This is a genomic window from Streptomyces sp. NPDC052064, assembly GCF_055585925.1.
This window is the reverse complement of sequence record NZ_JBVJJE010000001.1, coordinates 276456-296466: the sequence shown is the minus strand read 5'-3', so window position 1 is coordinate 296466 and position 20011 is coordinate 276456. Positions and strand designations below refer to the sequence as shown.

The 20011-nt window shown below is 68.8% G+C and carries 19 protein-coding genes and 1 pseudogene; 11 read left to right on the top strand and 9 right to left on the bottom strand.

Features of this window, described 5'->3' with window-relative positions:
• Nucleotides 1-127: 127 nt before the first annotated feature.
• From ACZ6TU_RS01375 to ACZ6TU_RS01345, 7 genes and pseudogenes are all read left to right on the top strand, one after another.
• A pseudogene (locus ACZ6TU_RS01375) lies at nucleotides 128-534 on the top strand (LLM class flavin-dependent oxidoreductase); the annotation flags it as partial.
• Nucleotides 531-986, top strand: coding sequence for a GNAT family N-acetyltransferase (locus ACZ6TU_RS01370; protein ID WP_469545816.1), 456 nt, complete (start codon nucleotides 531-533; stop codon nucleotides 984-986). The pseudogene ACZ6TU_RS01375 and the gene ACZ6TU_RS01370, both read left to right, overlap by 4 nt.
• The gene (locus ACZ6TU_RS01365; RefSeq protein ID WP_467671539.1) at nucleotides 983-1771 is read left to right on the top strand and encodes a class I SAM-dependent methyltransferase; all 789 of its coding nucleotides are present in this window, start codon (nucleotides 983-985) and stop codon (nucleotides 1769-1771) included. Before ACZ6TU_RS01370 ends, ACZ6TU_RS01365 begins: the two co-directional genes overlap by 4 nt.
• 843 nt (nucleotides 1772-2614) lie before the next feature.
• Nucleotides 2615-3388 carry an isoprenyl transferase gene (locus tag ACZ6TU_RS01360; protein WP_467671537.1) on the top strand — a complete coding sequence of 258 codons (774 nt, stop codon included), beginning with the start codon at nucleotides 2615-2617 and terminating at the stop codon, nucleotides 3386-3388.
• Nucleotides 3389-3856: 468 nt separating this feature from the next.
• Nucleotides 3857-5182 (top strand): PhoH family protein, encoded by a 1326-nt coding sequence (locus tag ACZ6TU_RS01355; RefSeq protein ID WP_467671535.1) that lies wholly within the window; start codon nucleotides 3857-3859, stop codon nucleotides 5180-5182.
• Between the two features lie 419 nt (nucleotides 5183-5601).
• Nucleotides 5602-6294, top strand: coding sequence for an aggregation-promoting factor C-terminal-like domain-containing protein (locus tag ACZ6TU_RS01350; RefSeq protein WP_467671533.1), 693 nt, complete (start codon nucleotides 5602-5604; stop codon nucleotides 6292-6294).
• 135 nt (nucleotides 6295-6429) lie between these two features.
• A complete protein-coding gene (locus ACZ6TU_RS01345) occupies nucleotides 6430-7737 on the top strand; it encodes an AI-2E family transporter (protein WP_467671531.1) in 1308 nt (435 codons plus the stop codon).
• A 67-nt stretch (nucleotides 7738-7804) separates the two neighbouring features.
• On the opposite strand, the gene ACZ6TU_RS01340 is transcribed toward ACZ6TU_RS01345, so the two are convergent.
• The gene (locus ACZ6TU_RS01340; RefSeq protein WP_469545811.1) at nucleotides 7805-8338 is read right to left on the bottom strand and encodes an alkyl hydroperoxide reductase; all 534 of its coding nucleotides are present in this window, start codon (nucleotides 8336-8338) and stop codon (nucleotides 7805-7807) included.
• A 6-nt stretch (nucleotides 8339-8344) separates the two neighbouring features.
• The gene (locus ACZ6TU_RS01335; protein WP_190195680.1) at nucleotides 8345-8899 is read right to left on the bottom strand and encodes a peroxiredoxin; all 555 of its coding nucleotides are present in this window, start codon (nucleotides 8897-8899) and stop codon (nucleotides 8345-8347) included.
• Nucleotides 8900-9032: 133 nt separating this feature from the next.
• Between ACZ6TU_RS01335 and ACZ6TU_RS01330 the strand changes: the two genes are divergently transcribed.
• Nucleotides 9033-9983, top strand: a complete 951-nt coding sequence (locus ACZ6TU_RS01330; protein WP_467671527.1) for a LysR substrate-binding domain-containing protein — start codon at nucleotides 9033-9035, stop codon at nucleotides 9981-9983.
• A gap of 24 nt (nucleotides 9984-10007) precedes the next feature.
• Here the strand turns inward: ACZ6TU_RS01330 and ACZ6TU_RS01325 are convergent, their stop codons facing one another.
• The 5 genes from ACZ6TU_RS01325 to ACZ6TU_RS01305 all read right to left on the bottom strand — a co-directional run bounded on the left by ACZ6TU_RS01325 (nucleotide 10008) and on the right by ACZ6TU_RS01305 (nucleotide 14918).
• Nucleotides 10008-12341, bottom strand: a complete 2334-nt coding sequence (locus ACZ6TU_RS01325) for an ABC transporter permease (protein WP_469545807.1) — start codon at nucleotides 12339-12341, stop codon at nucleotides 10008-10010.
• Nucleotides 12338-13027, bottom strand: coding sequence for an ABC transporter ATP-binding protein (locus tag ACZ6TU_RS01320; protein WP_469545804.1), 690 nt, complete (start codon nucleotides 13025-13027; stop codon nucleotides 12338-12340). Before ACZ6TU_RS01320 ends, ACZ6TU_RS01325 begins: the two co-directional genes overlap by 4 nt.
• Nucleotides 13024-13548: a PadR family transcriptional regulator gene (locus ACZ6TU_RS01315; RefSeq protein ID WP_467678689.1), complete on the bottom strand. Its 525-nt coding sequence runs from the start codon at nucleotides 13546-13548 to the stop codon at nucleotides 13024-13026. The genes ACZ6TU_RS01320 and ACZ6TU_RS01315 overlap by 4 nt, the downstream gene beginning before the upstream one ends.
• A gap of 177 nt (nucleotides 13549-13725) precedes the next feature.
• Nucleotides 13726-13986: a type II toxin-antitoxin system antitoxin gene (locus tag ACZ6TU_RS01310; protein ID WP_467678691.1), complete on the bottom strand. Its 261-nt coding sequence runs from the start codon at nucleotides 13984-13986 to the stop codon at nucleotides 13726-13728.
• Nucleotides 13983-14918 (bottom strand): SPFH domain-containing protein, encoded by a 936-nt coding sequence (locus ACZ6TU_RS01305; protein WP_467678693.1) that lies wholly within the window; start codon nucleotides 14916-14918, stop codon nucleotides 13983-13985. Before ACZ6TU_RS01305 ends, ACZ6TU_RS01310 begins: the two co-directional genes overlap by 4 nt.
• Before the next feature lie 261 nt (nucleotides 14919-15179).
• Between ACZ6TU_RS01305 and ACZ6TU_RS01300 the strand changes: the two genes are divergently transcribed.
• The 3 genes from ACZ6TU_RS01300 to ACZ6TU_RS01290 all read left to right on the top strand — a co-directional run bounded on the left by ACZ6TU_RS01300 (nucleotide 15180) and on the right by ACZ6TU_RS01290 (nucleotide 18539).
• Nucleotides 15180-17471: a transglycosylase domain-containing protein gene (locus ACZ6TU_RS01300; protein ID WP_467678695.1), complete on the top strand. Its 2292-nt coding sequence runs from the start codon at nucleotides 15180-15182 to the stop codon at nucleotides 17469-17471.
• A 187-nt stretch (nucleotides 17472-17658) separates the two neighbouring features.
• Nucleotides 17659-17901: a hypothetical protein gene (locus ACZ6TU_RS01295; protein ID WP_467678697.1), complete on the top strand. Its 243-nt coding sequence runs from the start codon at nucleotides 17659-17661 to the stop codon at nucleotides 17899-17901.
• Nucleotides 17902-17975: 74 nt separating this feature from the next.
• The gene (locus ACZ6TU_RS01290; RefSeq protein ID WP_467678699.1) at nucleotides 17976-18539 is read left to right on the top strand and encodes a hypothetical protein; all 564 of its coding nucleotides are present in this window, start codon (nucleotides 17976-17978) and stop codon (nucleotides 18537-18539) included.
• Nucleotides 18540-18608: 69 nt separating this feature from the next.
• Here ACZ6TU_RS01290 and ACZ6TU_RS01285 read toward each other — a convergent pair whose 3' ends face one another.
• Both ACZ6TU_RS01285 and ACZ6TU_RS01280 read right to left on the bottom strand, forming a co-directional pair.
• Nucleotides 18609-19181 (bottom strand): hypothetical protein, encoded by a 573-nt coding sequence (locus ACZ6TU_RS01285; protein ID WP_467678701.1) that lies wholly within the window; start codon nucleotides 19179-19181, stop codon nucleotides 18609-18611.
• Between the two features lie 159 nt (nucleotides 19182-19340).
• Nucleotides 19341-19814, bottom strand: a complete 474-nt coding sequence (locus tag ACZ6TU_RS01280; RefSeq protein ID WP_467678702.1) for a hypothetical protein — start codon at nucleotides 19812-19814, stop codon at nucleotides 19341-19343.
• Nucleotides 19815-20011: the final 197 nt, after the last annotated feature.

Genomic DNA, 20011 nt, shown 5'->3' with positions numbered 1-20011 from the left:
GCGATCGCTCTCCTCAGGAGGCGGTCGCCTGCCTTGTTTCAAAGGTGCACGGGTGGACTCACTGGCTCATACAGGGCGTCGCTGAAATCATCGGCAAGGCGAAGAAGCTCGCCGAGGATGGGGCAGGGGAGCGCGGGTGACCACCGACGGGCGGTACGTCAGGCTCGGCGACGTTGCCCTCGACTGGCCGCCGGGGAGTGGCGGGGTCGGCGTGCCGGCCGGGCCACCGGGCCGCGTTCGCTGCGGCTCACCGGGGAGGCCGCCGACGGGACCATCCGCACCGCCGCCACCGATGCGGAGGGCGTGCGGAAGGCGCGGCAGCTCATCGAGGAGGGACGGGCGACGGCCGGTCGCGGAGCCGGGCCGCACCCCGTCGTCGTGGTGTCGCCGGGGACGCCGGTGTTGTCGCCAAGGCCGTCGAGCGGTTGGCCGAGGCCGGGGCCGACAGCGTGATCCTTCAGTCCACCCGGTGACGAACCGGAACCCGGGTATCAGCATCAATGTCAGTGCCCGGTGCCACACTCACCGGCATGAGTATCGGAGACGTGCGGCTGCGCGATGTCGTGGAGGACGATCTCGACGCGTTCTGCGCTCACGAGCAGGATCCCGAGGCAGCCCGGCGGTCGAGGTTCACGCCCCGGCCGCGGGAGGCCTTCATGTCCCACTGGAAGGAACGGGTCCTCGGGGACGACACCTGCTTCGTGCAGACCGTGACCGTGGACGGTGACGTCGCAGGCAACTTCGTCGCCTGGTGGGAGGAGGATCGCCGCTTCCTGGGGTACTGGTTGGGGCGCGCGTACTGGGGGCACGGCATCGGCAGCAGAGCCCTGGAACTTTTCCTGGCACGGGAGAAGAACCGGCCCCTGTACGCCGATCCCTTCATCGGTAACACCGGTTCCGTACGGCTTCTCGAAAAGCACGGCTTCCGCCCCGCCGGCACCGTCCAGTACGGAGACGACGAGCATGTCCTGCTGGTTCTGACGTGACCGTGCAGCGGACCTTCCAAGACCTCGTCGCCGAAGGTGCCTCCGTCCCCACCGAAGGCTGGGACTTCTCCTGGTTCGAGGGGCGGGCCACCGAGGCGCGGCCCTCCTGGGGATATGCGACGTCGATGGCCGAGCGGCTGGGGCGGGCGAGTGCCGGGCTCGACATCCAGACCGGCGGCGGGGAAGTACTGGACTTCGCTCTCGCCAAAGCCCCGAAGCGGCCCCTGCTCGCCGTCGCCACCGAGGGCTGGCCGCCGAACGCGGCCAAGGCGACCGCCCTGCTCCGTCCCCGCGGGGTCGCGGTCGTCGCCGCAGCCGAGGACGACCCGCTGCCCTTCGCCGACGGTGCCTTCGACCTGGTCGTGAGTCGGCATCCCGTCCGCCCGCACTGGGACGAGATCGCCCGCGTCCTCCAGCCGGGAGGGACGTATTTCGCCCAGCACGTGGGGCCGGCCAGCGTCTTCGAACTCGTCGAGCACTTCCTCGGTCCCCAGCCGGACGAGGTACGCGACGGTCGCCATCCCGAGCGCGAACGGGCCGACGCCGAGGCCGCGGGGCTCGACGTCGTCGAGCTGCGGGCGGAGCGGCTCCGCATGGAGTTCCACGACATCGGCGCGGTCGTGCACTTCCTGCGGAAGGTGGTGTGGATGGTGCCCGGATTCACTGTCGAGGCATACGAGCCGCAGCTCCGCACGCTGCACGAGCGGATCCAGGCGGAAGGGCCCTTCGTCGCCCACAGCACCCGGCACCTCTTCGATGCCCGCAAGTCGGGACAGCACACCTAGGGGGTGTTCGCCAAGCCCCGCCTGCCCCGCGACGCCCGGCACGCCGAGAGCACGCACCGAACGCCGCAGGGACTCCTCGATGCCGCCCGCGGCGGTGAGCTCACGGAACACGGTGCCGGCCCAGCCGGTCGGCGCCGCCGGCCACTTCGCGAAGTGCTGCGGGGGCGCCGGCAGCGCCCCGCCGGTTCCCAGCGCCCCGTCAGTCCCCCCGCCGACCGTCCCCGCAACCGGCAGCCGCGTATGCGTCGCCTTCCGACGCGTGAGCAAAGCATGGCTGCGCGGGCGGACCGCGCGGTGGAGGGGGCTGCGCGGCGCCAGGGCCTCGGGATCGAGGCGGTGTGGGGTCAAGCGGGCGCTTCCGGCCGGGTCACCCGTCAGGGGGATACGGGGACATGTTGGTGACTGTGCCCCAAAGCGCGGCAAATCCTACGAATCCTGCCTCAGGGTGCACGATTCCCCTGCGTTTGGGCTGCGCATGGGCTGCGTTTCAGCCAGGAGTAAGCCGTGAGTGAGAGGCTCCGCGGGCATCGGCGCGTCGCCGGATGGCTTCGGAGAGTAGTTGTGGCCCGCCGATGCGCGCAGCATCACTTACGAAGGGTTATGGTGGAGACCCCCCCTCGGGCCGGTCCGTATCCCCCCCACGGACCGGCCCGTTTTTTTGTGCGTCAAAGCTGGCCCGAAGTACCGGCCGGAATTCTGCGTTCCGCACCCATGGGCGGCCCACGGCGGTGGCGAGGGTAGGCTTCGCCTCCGGGGACTGCCACACGGACAGGGACCGCCTGCGGCCACGACCGGGCCGTACGCCGCGGCCTGTCCGATCCGTACGGAGGGGCTGACAATCACGTGAACCTGCGCGACAAGCTGCGTGGCCTGCTGGTCAGGCTGTACGCACGCCGGGTGGAAGGCCACCTGGACCACGCTCAGGTGCCCAAGCACATCGGCGTCATCATGGACGGCAACCGGCGCTGGGCGAAGGCCGCCGGTTCCAGCACCGTCCACGGTCACCGGGCCGGTGCCGAGAAGATCGAGGAGTTCCTCGGCTGGTGCAGCGAGACAGACGTCGAGGTCGTCACCCTCTGGCTGCTGTCCACGGACAACTTCGACCGGCCGCAGGAGGAGCTCGTCCCGCTGCTCGGCATCATCGAGGACGTCGTGCGCACCCTGGCCTCCGACGGCCGCTGGCGCGTGCACCACGTGGGTACGCCCGATCTGCTGCCCTCCGGGATGCAGGCGGTCCTGAAAGAGGCCGAGGAGACCACCGCGCACGTCGACGGGATACTGGTCAACGTCGCCATCGGCTACGGCGGCCGCCAGGAGATCGCCGACGCCGTGCGCTCCATGCTGCTCGACGCCCAGGACCGGGGCACCTCGATGGAGGAGCTCGCCGAGGCCGTCGACATCGACATGATCGGGCGTCACCTCTACACGAGCGATCAGCCCGACCCCGACCTGGTGATCCGTACCAGCGGCGAGCAGCGGTTGTCCGGATTCATGCTCTGGCAGACGGCGCACTCCGAGTACTACTTCTGTGACGTGTTCTGGCCGGCCTTCCGCAAGGTCGACTTCCTGCGCGCCATGCGCGACTACGCCGCTCGCCACCGGCGCTACGGCGGCTGATAGGCCGCTCGCCACCGGCGCCACGGCGGCTGGTGCGCCGCCCGCCACCGGCGCCACGGCAGCTGAAACGCACTCCGGCGCACTGCGCCGGACGCGTGACTTCGCGCGACCCCGCAGGCCGCCGGCACCACTGTGCACGCACCTGTCACCGCACGTCGAAACCTTCCCGGTACCCCTCCGAAGACGCGCGTAACGCGGATTTCACCGGTCCGCCGTCATATGCCGTGGCATGGCGACGCTCGTTCGAGGGCATAAGTCAGACAGGTCGACGCCCGAACCACGGGTGTCGGATCTCAGCGGACGGCACGGGGCCGTCCGCCCGGGAGGCCCTTTGCACCAGCCCGATCGTGCGGTCACAGCACGGACGAAGAGGCGGAGGGCCGGTTCTCGGCCCGCGCAGGGCGGCCGACGACCGGTCCAGCTCCACTCCGTCGCTCCCCGACCTCATCCGAGGGGGTACGTCCTTCCGTGGTGACCAGCACAAAGCGCCACAAGCCAGACCGGCGCACCTATGTTCTCGACACCAGCGTCCTGCTGGCCGATCCGAACGCCCTGAGCCGCTTCGACGAGCACGAGGTCGTGCTTCCCATCGTCGTGGTGACGGAACTGGAGGCCAAGCGGAACCATCCCGAACTCGGCTACTTCGCCCGGCAGGCCCTGCGCCTGCTCGACGACTACCGGGTGCGGTACGGCCGCCTCGATGCCCCCATCCCGACCGGGGACCTCGGCGGAACCGTCCGTGTCGAGCTCAATCACTCGGACCCCAGCGTGCTGCCCAGCGGCTACCGCCTGGGGGACAACGACTCCCGCATCCTCGCGGTCGCCCGCAACCTGCAGGCCGAGGGGTTCGACGTCACAGTCGTGTCGAAGGACCTCCCGCTCAGGATCAAGGCGTCCTCCGTCGGACTCCTCGCCGAGGAGTACCGCGCGGAGCTCGCCATCACGGACTCCTCCGGCTGGACCGGAATGTCCGAAGTGACCCTGCCCGGCGAGCAGGTGGACATCCTCTTCGAGGAGGGGCACGTCTACGTCCCCGAGGCCGCCGACCTGCCGGTGCACACGGGTCTGATGATCCAGTCGGAGCGCGGCAAGGCGCTCGGCCGGGTCACGCCCGAGGGCAGCATCCGTGTCGTACGCGGTGATCGCGAGGCGTTCGGCATCAAGGGCCGCAGCGCCGAGCAGCGGATCGCGCTGGACCTGCTGCTCGATCCGGACGTCGGAATCGTGTCGATGGGCGGCCGGGCCGGCACCGGCAAGTCGGCGCTGGCGCTGTGCGCGGGTCTGGAGGCGGTGCTGGAGCGCCGTCAGCACCAGAAGGTGATGGTCTTCCGTCCGCTGTACGCGGTGGGCGGGCAGGAGCTCGGTTATCTGCCCGGTACCGAGGCGGAGAAGATGAGCCCCTGGGCGCAGGCGGTGTTCGACACGCTGTCGGCGGTCACCAGCCGGGAGGTCATCGAGGAGGTCACCGCCCGCGGGATGCTGGAGGTGCTGCCCCTCACCCACATCCGCGGCCGTTCGCTGCATGACGCGTTCGTGATCGTCGACGAGGCACAGTCGCTGGAACGGAACGTACTTCTTACCGTTCTGTCCCGTATCGGAGCCAATTCACGGGTGGTTCTCACTCATGACGTGGCTCAGCGGGACAACCTCAGGGTCGGCCGGTACGACGGTGTCGTCGCCGTCGTCGAGAAGCTGAAGGGTCATCCGCTGTTCGCGCATGTGACCCTGACCCGGTCCGAGAGGTCGCAGATCGCCGCTCTTGTGACCGAAATGCTCGAAGACGGGCAGATCTGACCGTCCTGCCCTAAACGGGGGCGGTTACTCAGTAGTTGGCGCCGTCCGGAAAGGCGAAGAGCCTAGCCGGGCGGCGCCTTCGTGCGTGCCCTTTCTGTGAATCTCCCGCGTCAAACGGGATGTGAGCTTTCACACCCAACTCGGAATTGCCTTGCCCCGTCGTGTTGCGGCAGAGTCTCTCTCCTGTCAGGCCCCGCATACGACACACCTGTACCCCCAGCGGTACGGCACCACTAAAAGCACAGCTTCAACTGCATAGCGATGTCGTATGCCGCCCGAGCATCACGCGGCACTCCCCGTGAGGGAGTTGCCCACCGGGCCCGCGCCTCCCGTGACCCCGCAGTTGGGGAGGCCAGTGCCAGGGGCACGATTGCGTCCGCGAGGGTCACCGAAGCGGGCGATGCTGGAAGGAAAACCGTGTGAGCCGGATCTCGGTCCGGGGATTCGCAGTGGCTTCGGCCACGGCGGTCACCGCTGTTGGAAGCGTCGTCGGCGTTGCCTCTGGCAGCACCGCGCAGAACAACGACGCTGAAGCGACGGCCAGTGGCACCACGCTGCTCGCGGACATTCCCGCGGGCCAGCAGGCCCAGGTGCAGACGGCGTCGCTGACGCAGCAGGCCGACGCCCAGGCCATCGCCGCAGACGCGAGCGCGAAGAAGGATGCCGAGGAGGCCGCCCGCAAGGCTGCCGCCGATACGGCCATCGCCAAGAAGGAAGCCGCCGAGAAGGCCGCCAAGGCAGCCAAGGAGCGCGCGGAGGCCAAGGAAGCCGCCGCCAGCCGCTCCAAGGACATCTCCGACTTCCCCGTCGCGACCTCCTACTCCATCGCGCAGATCCAGGCGATGGCGCGGCAGTTGGTGCCGGCGGGTCAGTTCCAGTGCTTCAGCAACATCGTGGACCACGAGTCCGACTGGAACTACAAGGCGGTCAACCCTTCCTCCGGGGCCTATGGCATGTTCCAGGCGCTGCCCGGTTCCAAGATGTCGTCCGTCGGTGCCGACTGGCGGACCAACCCGGCCACCCAGATCAAGTGGGGCCTGAACTACATGAACGACCGCTACGGCAGCCCGTGTGACGCCTGGTCGTTCTGGCAGGCCAACAACTGGTACTGAGCCCGCGGCCCTGAGCCGCAGCCATCCTCAGCGCGAGCCCCTCACCGTCGTACGGTGAGGGGCTCGCGCCATGTACGGTCTTGACGGACGACTCCAGGGGGAGTGGTGCGGAGAGACGGGGGAAAAGGACGGATCATGTCGCGAGTGCCAGGGTGGCTCGGCCGGCTCGGTGCCGGACTGACCGAGATGAGCGAGCGGTGGAACGAACGCCGCGCCGAGGCCGAACGGGAGCGGGACGAGACCGAGTCCCGGACATCGTCCGACGAACACGTGCCGCCGCCCCCGGACTACGCCCCCGACGTTCCCGCTCGGCCCGATCCCGCGCTGGCCGTGCCGTGGGGGGTGCGTGTCGCGGCGGAGGCCGGCTGGCGGCTGCTCGTCCTCGCGGGCACGCTGTGGGTGCTGACGCGGATCATCAGCGCCGTCCAGCTGGTCGTGCTGGCGTTCGCGAGCGCACTGCTCATCACCGCGATCCTCCAGCCGACCGTGGCGCGGCTGCGGCGGCTGGGGGTGCCGCGCGGTCCGGCCACGGCGCTGACCGCGATCCTCGGCTTCGTCGTCATGGGCCTCATCGGCTGGTTCGTGACCTGGCAGGTCATGGAGAACATCGACGACCTCTCGGGCCAGATCCAGGACGGCATCGACGAGTTGCGGAACTGGCTGCTGAACAGCCCGTTCCACGTCACGGACAAGCAGATCAACGAGATCGCCAAGAACCTGCGAGAGGCGGTCGGCGCGAACACCGACCAGATCACCTCGGCGGGGCTGGAGGGCGTGACGGTCGTCGTCGAGGCGCTGACGGGCATTCTGCTGGCCGTGTTCTCGACGCTGTTCCTGCTCTACGACGGCAAGCGGATCTGGGAGTGGACGCTGAAGCTGGTGCCGGCGGCGGCGCGGCCGGGAGTGGCCGGGGCCGGACCGGCGGCGTGGCGGACGCTGACGGCATATGTGCGGGGCACGGTGATCGTCGCGCTGATCGACGCGATCTTCATCGGGCTGGGGATCTACTTCCTCGATGTGCCGATGGCCGTGCCGCTGGCGGTGTTCATCTTTCTGTTCGCGTTCATCCCGCTGGTGGGTGCGGTCGTGTCCGGGGCGCTGGCGGTGGTGGTCGCGCTGGTCACCCAGGGCGTGTTCACGGCTGTCATGACGCTGGCGGTGGTGCTGGCGGTCCAGCAGATCGAGGGCCACATTCTGCAACCGTTCATCCTGGGGCGGGCGGTGCGGGTGCATCCGCTGGCGGTGGTGCTGTCCGTGGCATGCGGGGGGATGGTGGCCGGGATCGGGGGTGCCGTGGTGGCCGTGCCGTTGGTGGCCGTGACGAACACGGTCGCTGGATATCTGCGGGCGTACTCGCGGCAGTCGGCGTTGCGGCAGGCGGTTCGGCCGCGGGGAGCCACGGCGGTGAGTGCGGAGCCTGAGCCGGAGGCGCCGTCGGAGTAGAAGGCAGGCAGGCCCCGCCCACCGGTCAGGTGGGCGGGGCCTGCGACGTGCGGTGTGCGGCCGGGGGTTACTCGGCCAGAACCGCCTCGGCGTCCAGCGTGACGCCGACCGCCTGGACGACGGAGGCGATCTTGAACGCCTCCTGGATGACCTCGCGGTCGAGGCCGGCCTTGCGGAGGACCTGCTCGTGGGAGTCGAGGCACATGCCGCAGCCGTTGATGGCGGAGACCGCGAAGGACCACAGCTCGAAGTCGACCTTGTCGACGCCGGGGTTGCCGATGACGTTCATCCGCAGACCCGCGCGCAGGGTGCCGTACTCGTGGTCCGAGAGGAGGTGCCGCGTGCGGTAGAAGACGTTGTTCATCGCCATCACCGCGGCGGCGGCCTTCGCCGCCGTGTAGGCCTCGGGCGACAGGTTCGCCTTCGCCTCCGGCTCCAGCTCGCGCAGCACGATCGGGGAGCGCGAGGCGATCGCGGTCGCGAGGACCGTGCCCCACAGCTGCTGGGCCGGCAGGTCCGAGTTGCCGATGACCGAGCCCAGGTTGAGCTTCAGGTCCTTGGCGTAGTCCGGTATGGCGGACTTGAGTGCGTCGAGGGACATGTCAGATCACTCTCCGGAGAGCAGCGCGACCGGGTCGAGGGTCTCGTCGCCCTTCGACCAGTTGCAGGGGCAGAGCTCGTCCGTCTGGAGCGCGTCCAGGACCCGCAGGACCTCCTTCGGGTTACGGCCGACCGAACCCGCGGTCACCATCGAGAACTGGATCTCGTTGTTCTGGTCCACGATGAACACCGCGCGCTTGGCGAAGCCGTCCTCGCCTTCGATGCCGAGGTCGCGCATCAGCTCGTGCTTGGAGTCGGCCATCATCGGGAACGGCAGGTCACGCAGGTCGTCGTGGTCCTTGCGCCAGGCGTGGTGGACGAACTCGGAGTCGCCGGAGAAGCCGAGGACCTGGGCGTCGCGGTCGGCGAACTCGTCGTTCAGCTTGCCGAAGGCGGCGATCTCGGTCGGGCACACGAAGGTGAAGTCCTTGGGCCACGCGAAGATGACCTTCCACTGACCCTCGTAGGTCTTGTGGTTGATCTGCTGGAACTCCTTGCCCTTCTCCAGTGAGACGCAGGCGGTCAGATCGAACTCGGGGAACTTGTCACCGACAGTGAGCACACGCTCTCCTTGCAACGAAGAAACACCCGGATTGCGGGTGTTTCCCATGGGTTGGACGTTATTGATGTTGACACAGGGGCGATTGATTACGGAAATAGCTACACTCGGTCGGGTTGATCGGAGGTAGTTATCAGTGACCGTGAGTAATAAGCGCAGGCAGCCCAGCCTCGCCCAGCTGCGGGCCTTCGCAGCTGTCGCCGAGCACCTGCACTTCCGGGACGCCGCCGGGGCGATCGGCATGAGCCAGCCCGCCCTCTCGGGGGCCGTCTCGGCGCTGGAGGAGACACTCGGAGTGACGCTCCTCGAGCGTACGACGCGCAAGGTGCTGCTCTCACCCGAGGGCGAGCGGATCGCCGTAAGGGCCAAGGCGGTGCTGGGCGAGGTGGGCGCCCTCATGGAGGAGGCCGAGGCGGTCCGGGCCCCGTTCACCGGTGTGCTGCGGCTCGGGGTGATCCCGACGGTGGCGCCCTATCTGCTGCCCACGGTCCTGCGGCTCGTCCACGAACGCTATCCGCACCTCGACCTCCAGGTGCACGAGGAGCAGACCGCCAACCTGCTCGACGGCCTCACCAGCGGCCGGCTCGACCTGCTGCTGCTCGCCGTGCCCCTGGGTGTGCCTGGCGTGACCGAACTGCCGCTGTTCGACGAGGACTTCGTCCTCGTCACGCCGTTGGACCACCGGCTCGGCGGCCGCGAGGGCATTCCGCGGCAGGCGCTGCGCGAGCTGAACCTGCTGCTGCTCGACGAGGGGCACTGCCTGCGCGACCAAGCCCTCGACATCTGCAGGGAGGCCGGGCGGGACGATGTGCCGGTCACCACCACCGCCGCCGGACTGTCCACGCTCGTGCAGCTCGTCGCGGGCGGGCTCGGCGTCACGCTGCTGCCGCGCACCGCCCTCAAGGTGGAGACCTCCCGCAGCAACCAGCTCCTCACCGGATACTTCGCCGAACCGGCCCCCACCCGCCGGGTCGCCCTGGCGATGCGGACCGGGGCCGCGCGCGGCGCGGAGTACGAGGAACTGGCGGCCGCCCTGCGGGAGGCACTGCGGCCGCTGCCCGTACGGGTGCTGGAGCGGGACGCCTGACGACCCGTACGGTCCGTAGGCCTGCTACTCGGTGCGCAGCCCGTCCGGCCGCATCAGCTTCAGCAGCGGAGGCAGGCTCAGCAGCGTCACCACGAGAACGACGCCGGCGCCGACGCCGGTCATCGACAGCACGCTCTCCCAGTCCACGCCCAGCGGTCTGTCCGTCATCTTCAGCAGTACCGCGCCCAGTGTGAGCCCGACCGTCGTGGCCAGCGCCAGTCCGAGACCGATCGGGATCGCCGTCTGCCACAGCACGGACAGGGTCAGCGTGCGGCGCCGGGTGCCGAAGGCGATCAGTGACGACAGCAGTTTGCGGCGCTCGCGCAGCTGCTCCAGCTGCGACACCAGCAGACTCGCGCCGATCAGCGCCAGCACGCACGCGGCGCCGACGAACAGGCCGGTGCGGATGGAGTTGTAGGTGTCCGTGCGCTTGCTGGACACCCACGTCGTCGGATCGGTGGGCAGGTCGAGATGGCGAGCCGTGTTCCGCGCGTACTCGGGCGCGTCCGCCAGCCCCTGGTCGAGCGCGAGGTAGATGTGCCCGGAGACGCCCCGCGCGGCGCCCGAGGGCAGCGCGCCCGGCGTCAGCAGGAAACCGCCGCGCTTCCACCCGGTCGGGTCCTTGATCGATCGCGCCTGCTTCACGTCGGCCGGTACGGTCCAGGGCGCCGGCCTGTGATCATCTTCGGAGCCGTCGATCGAGTCGAACCACAGCGTGCTGCCGGGCTTGGACATGCCAGGCGCCGTGTCGTCGTTGTCGCCACCCCGGACGACGAAGGAGTCACCGTCCTCGCAGGAGGGGAGGGAAGCCACCTGGCGCAGGGACGCGCAGTCGGCGATGGTGACCTGGGCCATGTTCTCGGCGAACTTGCGCCGGTCGCCGACGTAGCCCTCGTCGTAGGCGTAGACCTTCTCGACTCCCTGGGTCGCCTTGAAGTCGGCCGCCGCCCGGGCGAGCGGCACCTTGTCCAGCAGGGTCGCCCCCATCTGGGCCCGGGTGAGGTCGTTGGCGGTGTGCTTGGTGTACTGGCCCTGCAGCCCGGAGAACAGCATCTGCAGGGCGATGGCGCCCGCCACCGCGACCGCGATGCCGTTGACCATGCGGGCGGCCGTGCCGCTGCTCAACTGGAGTCGGCGGATGGCCAGTTGCCAGGCGACCCCGCCGGAGTCGAGCCGGCGCACGACCGTCTCCACGACCCACGGCAGCAGCGCGGTCACCCCGACGAGCAGCAACAGGACGCCACCGGTGACCTGGTACTGGTTGAACTCCCCGCTGCTTCGGCCCTTGCCGATCATCGGGTAGAGCAGTCCGAGCCCGCCCAGCGGCAGCAGCAGCCGCCACCACAGCCGACGCCGTGGGGGCTTCGCGGTGCGCACCACGCCGAGCGGCTCGATCACCACGCCCCGCAGCGCGAACAGGGTGACCAGCACGGCGGCCGCGGGGACCGCGACCGCGACCAGCAGGGCGAGCAGGGGGGAGGGGGTCAGATAGCTCGGGAACACGCTCACGTCGAACAGGTCCAGAGAGCCTGCCATATCCCGGGCGATCAGGAAGAAGACCGTGCCGAGGACCAGGCCCGCCACGGCGCCGGCGAGGGCCTCGCCCGCGGCGATCCGCCGGGTCATCCGGCTGTCCGAGCCGACCAGCCGCAGGGCCGCGAGTCGCCGGTCCCGGCGCTCACCGCCGAATCGCACGGCCGCGGCGATGAAGACACCGACGGGCATCAGCAGCACCAGGAACACGACGAGGGTGAGCAGGACCAGGACGGGGTCCGTCTTCTCCGGGATCGAGTGAGGGGCGCCGAACCGGTCGATGCGGACGACCAGGTAGCTCCCCTCCTTGACCACGAGGTCGTCGGCGCCGCGATAGAAGGCGAGTTCCTGGGAACCGATCAGTCCGGGTTCGGCGATGGCGCCGACGATCCGCTCCGGCAGCCGCTCCCGCAGCAACTTCCCCTCGCCGGACTCCAGCAGCCGCTTCAGCGCGGGGGAGACCACCATCTCGCCCACCCCCGGGAACTCCGAGACCCCCGGCGGCAGGGGCGCCTTGGGGCCCTCGGGCTGCAACTCCCGCCCACGCACCTCCTTGTCGTGGAAGGTCGTCCGGGCCTCGCCGACCACCAGCGTGTCGTCCGCTTTCCGCATCGGCGGGTTGTTGTACGTGAGGTCGGTGCGCGCCTCCTCCCGGTCGTGCCGGACGGCCAGCGCGTTGGGGACCGCGGTGGTGATCAGCAGCAGTGCCACGCCGAGCCCCACGCCGACGGCGGTGAGCAGCATCCGCGCCCACCCCTCCCGCCCGCCGGCGAAGGCGAACCTGGCTCCCATGCCCAGGTCGCGAGACCACTGGCGCGCTTTCATATGGCGCGCTCCATGTCCCTGGACTTCCCGTCGCGTACGACGATCTCGCGGTCGGAGTAGGCGGCGACCCGGGCCTCGTGCGTGACGAGCACGACGGCCGCGTTGGTGGAGCGGGCCGCTTCCGTCAGCAGCCCCATCACGCGCTCGCCGTTGAGCGAGTCGAGCGCGCCGGTCGGCTCGTCGGCGAACAGCACCCTGGGGTTGGTGACCAGCGCCCGGGCCACGGCCACCCGCTGCCCCTGACCGCCGGAGACCTCGCCGGGCCGCTTCTTGCGCAGGTCGTCGACCTCCAGCCGCTCCATCCAGCTGAGAGCGGCCCGCTCGGCCTCCTTGCGGGAGGTGCCGTTCAACCGCAGCGGCAGCGCCACGTTCTCCACACAGGTCAGCTCGGGCACCAGCTGACCGAACTGGAACACGAAGCCGAACTCGGACCGGCGCAGCGCACTGCGCTGGGCATCGCTCATGGTGGCCAGCTCACGCCCGTTGTACGTGATCGACCCGGAGTCCGGCGTCACGATCCCGGCGAGACAGTGCAGCAGCGTCGACTTCCCGGACCCGGAGGGGCCCATCACGGCGACGACCTCACCGGGGTGGATGGAGAACTCGGCGCCGTCGAGCGCGGTGGTCGGCCCGTACGCCTTGCACAGGTGCTCGGCGGCGAGCAGGGAACCGGGAGGGAGGCTCATGCGGACACCTCCTGACGCAGCTTGTCGAGACGCGCGGCCGTCAGCTCCAGCCAGCGCAGGTCCGCCTCCATGTGGAACAGCGCGTGGTCGCAGATGAGCTGGTCGGCGAGGTCTCCCTTGCGCTTGCGGTCGGTCAGGACCCGCATGCTGCGCAGATGCTCCGAGCGCTGGGTGTCGAGGATGTCGCCGGCGTTCCGCTCCGTGAGCAGCGCGAGGACGACCTTGGTGTAGAGGGTCGACTGGAGGTACGGCTCCGGCTTCTCCGGCGTCGCGAGCCACCGCTCGACGTCCGTGATGCCGGCCTCGGTGATCGCGTACCGCTTGCGCTCGGGCCCGCCGCCGGCCTCGATGCCGTCGACCTCGACGAGCCCGTTCTTCAGCAGCCGGGACATCGTCGAGTAGACCTGGCCGTAGTGCAGGGGCCGGTCGTGACCGAACTTCTCGTCGAAGGCCCGCTTCAGGTCGTAACCGTGACGCGGGCCGGACTCCAGGAGCCCCAGGAGAGTGTGACCAATGGACATGACGGGGACTGTATACGGGGTGTATACGCATGATGTATACACGGTGCGTCTAGATCATGGCCGGATGTGACGGGAGCGCAGGCCGGGCGCGGTTGTCACGGTTCTGCAACAGCGGGTTTTCACCCGCGGGGCCGGGCAGCGGTCCCCGGCCCCGCCGGCGCCTGAGGATGAGGCCGTTCAGGCCGGCGGGGGCCCGGGAGGGGAGCCCCCGGGCGGCCGCCCGCGCCGGGGCAACGGCCTGGTCTCCCGCGGCAACCGCCCCGCTTCGGCCAGCGCCTTCCGCAACAGGAACTCGATCTGCGCGTTGGCCGACCGCAGTTCGTCCCCGGCCCACCGCGCCAGCGCCTCGTACACCGCCGGGTCCAGCCGCAGCAGCACCTGCTTGCGCTGCTGCTGCGGCCGGCGCTGCGAACCCGGACCTTCGGGAGGCACCGTCACTGGTACAGGGACCCCGTGTTGAGGACCGGCTGCGCGGCGCGGTCTCCGCACAGCACCACCATCAGGTTGGAGACCATCGCCGCCTTCCGCTCGGAGTCCAGCTCCACGATGTCCCGTTCGGTGATCCGGGCGATCGCGGCCTCGACCATGCCCACCGCCCCGTCGACGATCTGCCGCCGGGCCGCGACGACCGCTCCGGCCTGCTGCCGCTGGAGCATCGCCGAGGCGATCTCGGGGGCGTACGCGAGGTGGGTGAAGCGCGACTCGATGATCTGCACCCCGGCCGCCTCCACGCGCGCGTGCAGTTCGACGGCGAGCTTCTCGGTGATCTCCTCGGCGTTGCCGCGCAGCGAGAGGCCGTCCTCCTCGTGGGCGTCGTAGGGGTACTCGATGGCGATGTGCCGCACCGCCGCCTCGGTCTGCGTGGAGACGAACTCGATGTAGTCGTCCACCTCGAAGACGGCCTGGGCGGTGTCCTCGACCCGCCACACCACGACCGCGGCGAGCTCGATGGGGTTGCCGTAGGCGTCGTTGACCTTCAGGACGGCGGTCTCGTGGTTGCGGACGCGCGTCGAGATCTTGGTGCGCGACGTGAGGGGGTTCACCCAGCGCAGGCCGTCCTGCCGGATCGTCCCCCGGTAGCGGCCGAAGAGCTGGACGACCCGGGCCTCGCCGGGCGCCACCATGTTCAGGCCGCACATGGCCAGGAACGCCGTGAGCCCGACCAGGATGCCGCCGATGATCAGGGCGGCCTTGGCTCCGCCCCCGTCGACCGACGTGGCGGCCGCGATCAGCCCGGCGCCGGCCAGCAGGCCGAGCAGCCCGAGCAGCAGGGCGAGCCCGCCGCCGATGCTGTGCGCGGTGAACTCCCGCACCCGGGGCGCCGGCATCTCGGGCACATCGGCCGTGGCCTGCGGTTGGTCTGTGGACATGGGTGATCCCCCGTTCCTCCCGGGAAGCCACTCCTGCATAGCTTCCATCTATCTAAGTGATATCACTTTTCCGCGTCCTGGCAACCCTGCGCGTGTCTCGAACGTCGGTTCCGTTGGGATGGGTGCTGATTGTCACGTCCGCAAAGGGCCGGATAGGCAGCCCTATCTCTTATCTCCCGGTGTTAGCTTTCTGAGCTGACCTGAGCGGCGAAGCTGTGTGACGCGTGAGCACACATGAACGAAGCGGAGCGGATCGGACCCATGGGACGAGCGGAAGAGAGACGCGCCCGACAGCGCGGTGGGCGCCGGGCGGCACCCAAGCGCCGCCGTTCGTCGGCCGCGGCCGGGAAGAGCGGCATACGCAGGCTCTTCACCTGGAAGAAGATCCTCGGCACCTTCTTCGGCCTGTGCCTGCTCGGCATGGGCGCCTTCATCGTGCTGTACATGATGATCGGCATCCCCGAGGGGAACGCCGACGCCAAGCGGCAGAGCAACATCTACAAGTACAGCGACGGCGCGATCATGGCCCGCGACGGCAAGGTCAACCGCGAGGTCGTCGATCTGTCCAGGGTCTCCAAGGGCGTGCGGCTCACCTTCGTCGCGGCAGAGAACAAGACCTTCTACAAGGACGCCGGCGTCGACCTCCGGGGCACCGCCCGCGGCCTGTTGAACACGCTCTCGGGCAAGGGCGCGCAGGGCGGTTCGACGATCACCCAGCAGTACGTCAAGAACTACTACCTGACGCAGGAACAGACCGTCACGCGCAAGCTGAAGGAACTGGTCATCTCGCTGAAGCTGGACCGGGAGAAGTCCAAGGACTACATCCTCGCCGGCTACATCAACACCAGCTACTACGGCCGCAACGCCTACGGCATCCAGGCCGCCGCCCAGGCCTACTACCGCACCGACGCCGAGAAGCTCACGGTCGCGCAGGGCGCCTACCTCGCCGCGCTGCTCCAGGCCCCGAGCGAGTACGACTGGGCGGTCGCCTCCCCGACGGGTAAGAAGTTGGTGAAGGCCCGCTGGAACTACGTCCTGAACAACATGGTCGAGGAGGGCTGGCTGAGTCAGTCCGAGCGTGACGCCATGAAGTTCCCGGCGCCGGAGGAGCCAAGGCCCGCCCCCGGCATGGAGGGCCAGAAGGGCTACCTGGTCAACGCGGCCAACGCGGCACTGGAGAAGCAGCTCGTCGCCGAGGGCAAGGCGGGCAGCACCAAGGAAGCCGAGGCGATGGTCAACGCCGGCGGCTGGACCGTCACGCTCAACATCGACAAGAAGAAGCAGGCGGCGCTGGAGAAGTCCGTCAAACAGCAGCTGACCAGCAAGCTCGACCCCAAGAAGCGCAAGGTCGACGGGGACGTCCAGCCCGGAGCCGCGTCCGTGGACCCGAAGACGGGCGCCGTGGTCGCGATGTACGGCGGCGTGAACTACTTCGAGCACTACACCAACAACGCCACCCGCTCCGACTACCAGCCCGCCTCCACGTTCAAGCCGGTCATCCTCGCCGCGGCCCTGGAAGAGCAGGCCAAGACGCAGGAGGGCAAGCCGATCACCGCGAACACGATCTACGACGGCACGAGCAAGCGCCAGGTCGTGGACAACGGCACCAAGGTCGGCTTCGCCCCCGAGAACGAGGACGACGGGAACTACGGGAAGATCACCGTCCAGACGGCGATGAACAAGTCCGTCAACTCCGTCTTCGCGCAGATGGGCGTCGACGTCGGCATGACCAACGTGGTCGACGTCGCCGGCAAACTCGGCATGGACACCAAGAACATGGAGGCCGTGCCCGCCCAGACCCTGGGCAGCATGGGCGCGAGCCCCCTGGAGATGGCAGGCGTCTACGCGACCCTCGCCAACCACGGCAAGAAGGTCACCCCGGCCATCGTGAAGTCGGCGGAGCACCTGAACCAGACGGTCACCATGCCCGACCCGGTCGGCGACCAGGCCATCAGCCGTGAGGCCGCCGACTCGGTGACCTCGGTGCTGACCGGCGTGGTCGACGACGGTACGGCCCAGAAGTCCGTGCGCGACAACCCCAGGCGCGACGGCCAGCAGGTCGCGGGCAAGACGGGTACGTCCGACAACAACAAGTCGGCCTGGTTCACCGGCTACACGCCGAACCTGGTCACCTCGGTGGGCCTGTTCGGCGAGGACGCCAAGACCCACGCGCAGGTCCCGATGTACAAGGCGGGCGGCGAGACCCGGGTCAACGGCGGTGATTTCCCGGCACAGATCTGGGCGGCGTACACCTTCGGCGTGATGGGCGACGTCACCAAGTTCGACCTGGAGACCCAGCAGGGCGCGGCCGTCCAGCCGACGTGGACGCCGACACCCACCCGGGAGCCGACCAAGGAGCCCACGCAGGAGCCGACGACCGAGGAGCCGTCGTCATCACCGCCGCCGACGACGGAGGAGCCGAGCAGCTCGCCGCCGCCGACCCCGACGACGACACCGCCCACCTTCACCCCGCCTACGGCCCCGGAGACGACACCGCCGGCCGACGGCGGCGGAGGTCCGTTCGACCCGATCAAGCCGGGAGACGAAGGCTAGGAGACGCCGAAGGGCGCCCGGCGAACGCCGGGCGCCCTTCGGCGTGCCGGGCGGAGTGAATTCACTAGATGTTCACCCGAATGTCACCATGACGGGCCCGGCCAACGGCACCGGCTTATGGTTGAGCGCATGTTTCAGTCCCGTTCCCGGTGTGCCGGCCGGCACGCACACGGAAGGTGCACGAGCGATGGACAATTCCCTTCGAGAACTCGGCGAACGCGACGTCGGTACGCGCGACTTCAACCCGAAGATCCCCCTGACTCGTCTCGATCGGGCTGCCGGGATTTCGGAAGCCGAGTCGGAGACGGAAACGGTTGACGGGCGCTGTGCTTCGCTGTACGACGCCATTCGAGACATGAGCGCGTATGGATCAAGAAGAGAAGAAGAAAAGCACAAGAACGACGGTGACGGTCTCTTGCGCAGTCCGTGAGGAGGTCGGTGCTACACAAGCCGGGCCGCACAAGGGCGGCTCGGTGAAAGCGGCCTCCAGTGGGTGGGGCTTTGATGGGCACGGAAAAGCGGACAGACTTCGAGTCGTACCCGGAGGAACCCAGCGGGCGCACCCTGGGCGACAAGTACTTCAAGGAGTTCACGAGTCTCGTGCACGTGAGTCTGAGGAGTTGGTGGTGGGGGGAGCCGCTGGGGGCGATCCTCGGCGGGGCGGGGGGAGCCTGGCTCGGTCATGACGACGACTTGCCGCTGCACGAGGTGCTGGGCGTAGCCGTCTCCATGGTGGGTGTCATCATCGGGGCCGTGTTCGCCATCCTGGCGATGATCACACGCGCCTGCGACAACACCTTTCTACGGAAGGCGAGAAAAGCGCGCATTCTGCCCATCACCAACTACCTGTGGCCGTTCTTCACCATTATCGCCATGGGAGTGCTGTCCACCATTTTCCTGCTGATCGTGGCCGGAGTTTCCGAGGACGCCCCGACGGTCTTGCGCATGATGGCCGGGTCGGCAGCGGGGTTCTGCATCCTGTGGACGCTGGCGAGCCTGCTTCCCGCTCTGGGAGCCCTCGTCGTTTTCACCCGTCTCATCGAGAAAACCTCTGGCATCAGTGAATGAGCGCAGTCGGAATGACGCCGGTGCGGGGACGCGCATCGCGTCCCCGCACCGGTTGGAGTGTGCCCCGCGTCATTCGTCGACGTTGAGCTCCAGGTGGACCTGCCGACCGTCCAGGGTGATGTAGCCGTCACCATAGGCGGAGCGGTAACGGCCGGTGCCGCCGATGATGGCGGTCTTGGCCGTCACACGCTTGCAGGGGTGGTACGTGATCATGTCGCTGAGTGTCAGCGTCCCCTTCTTCAGGCGCAGCACGCGCGTGCACTGGGCCGTCACCCGCTGCTGGTTGGTCTGGGGCTCGGTGTCGACACGGACCGCGCTGCACTCCGACTCACCGTCACCGGCGTACCGCAGCCGCTTCTTGTTCGTCTTTTTGTTCGACTTCTTGCCGGTCTTCTTGCCGGTCTTCTTGTCCTTCTTCTTGTCCGTCTTCCTCTCCGTGGTGTACAGCGCCACGTGGGTCGTCCAGCTGTCACCCTCCACGATGCGGGAGGGTGATGTGTCGAGCTTGTTGATGCCGGTCAGCTCGAGCCTCTCGATGTCGTTGTCCTTGTCCTTCCCCTCGGCGTGCGCCAGCGTCGGAAGAAGGGCCAGCGTCGCGGTGAGGGCGGTGACGACAACACCACGGACAGCCGTACTGATCACGGAACCTCCAGGCCGAACAGGGTGCCCCAGGCCTGCCGGAGCATGGGCGAGTCATTCCACGAAGTTCGTTCCTGCCGGGCAACGCGCCCCGCGTGGCCGGAGTACACGGCCCCGTCGTGCGGCGGAACGTCCGGCATGCCGCCGGGTGAGGCGCACCCGTCAGTCATCGACGTGAAGATCGAAGTGGACGCGGTCACCCTCCAGGGTGATGTAGCCCTCTCCTTCGGCGTCGTTGTAGATTCCCGTGCCGCCCGCGATGGCGGTCTTCGCCGTGATGGGCTTGTCGCCCTCGCGGGTGATCATGTCGTGGAGGGTGATCTCCCCGCCCTTCAGGCGGAGCACCCGCGTGCACTGGGCTGTCAGCCGCTTGTCGTCGGCTTCGACGGCGGTGCACCGCGAGCTGGCATCGCCGGCGAACTTCTTTTTGGGGGTGTACAGGGTCAGGTAGTCGACCCAGCTGTCGCCTGGATCGATGTGTCGCTCCTGAGTGTCGATCGCGGTGATGCCGGTGAACTTGATCCGCACGACGTCTTCGTCCCCGACATCCGCCGCGGCCGTCGCGGTCAGCGACAGGGTGACTGCGGCAGTCAGGGCGCCGACGGTCGCGGCGCGGCGGAAAGTGGCAGAGGGCATGCATCCTCCTGGGTGTGGCTGTGGGTGCTCGGCCTCAGGAGCACTGGCGAGTCATTCCAAGCGCCGGAATGCCGTTGCGCAACGCGCCTTGCGCGGCAGGCCGCAAATGCCACTCGAACAGGGGGACGGGTCATGCCCGCTGCCGGGCCATCCGTGGAACGCGGACGATCCGCTGGCCGGGCCCGTACCGCCGGACA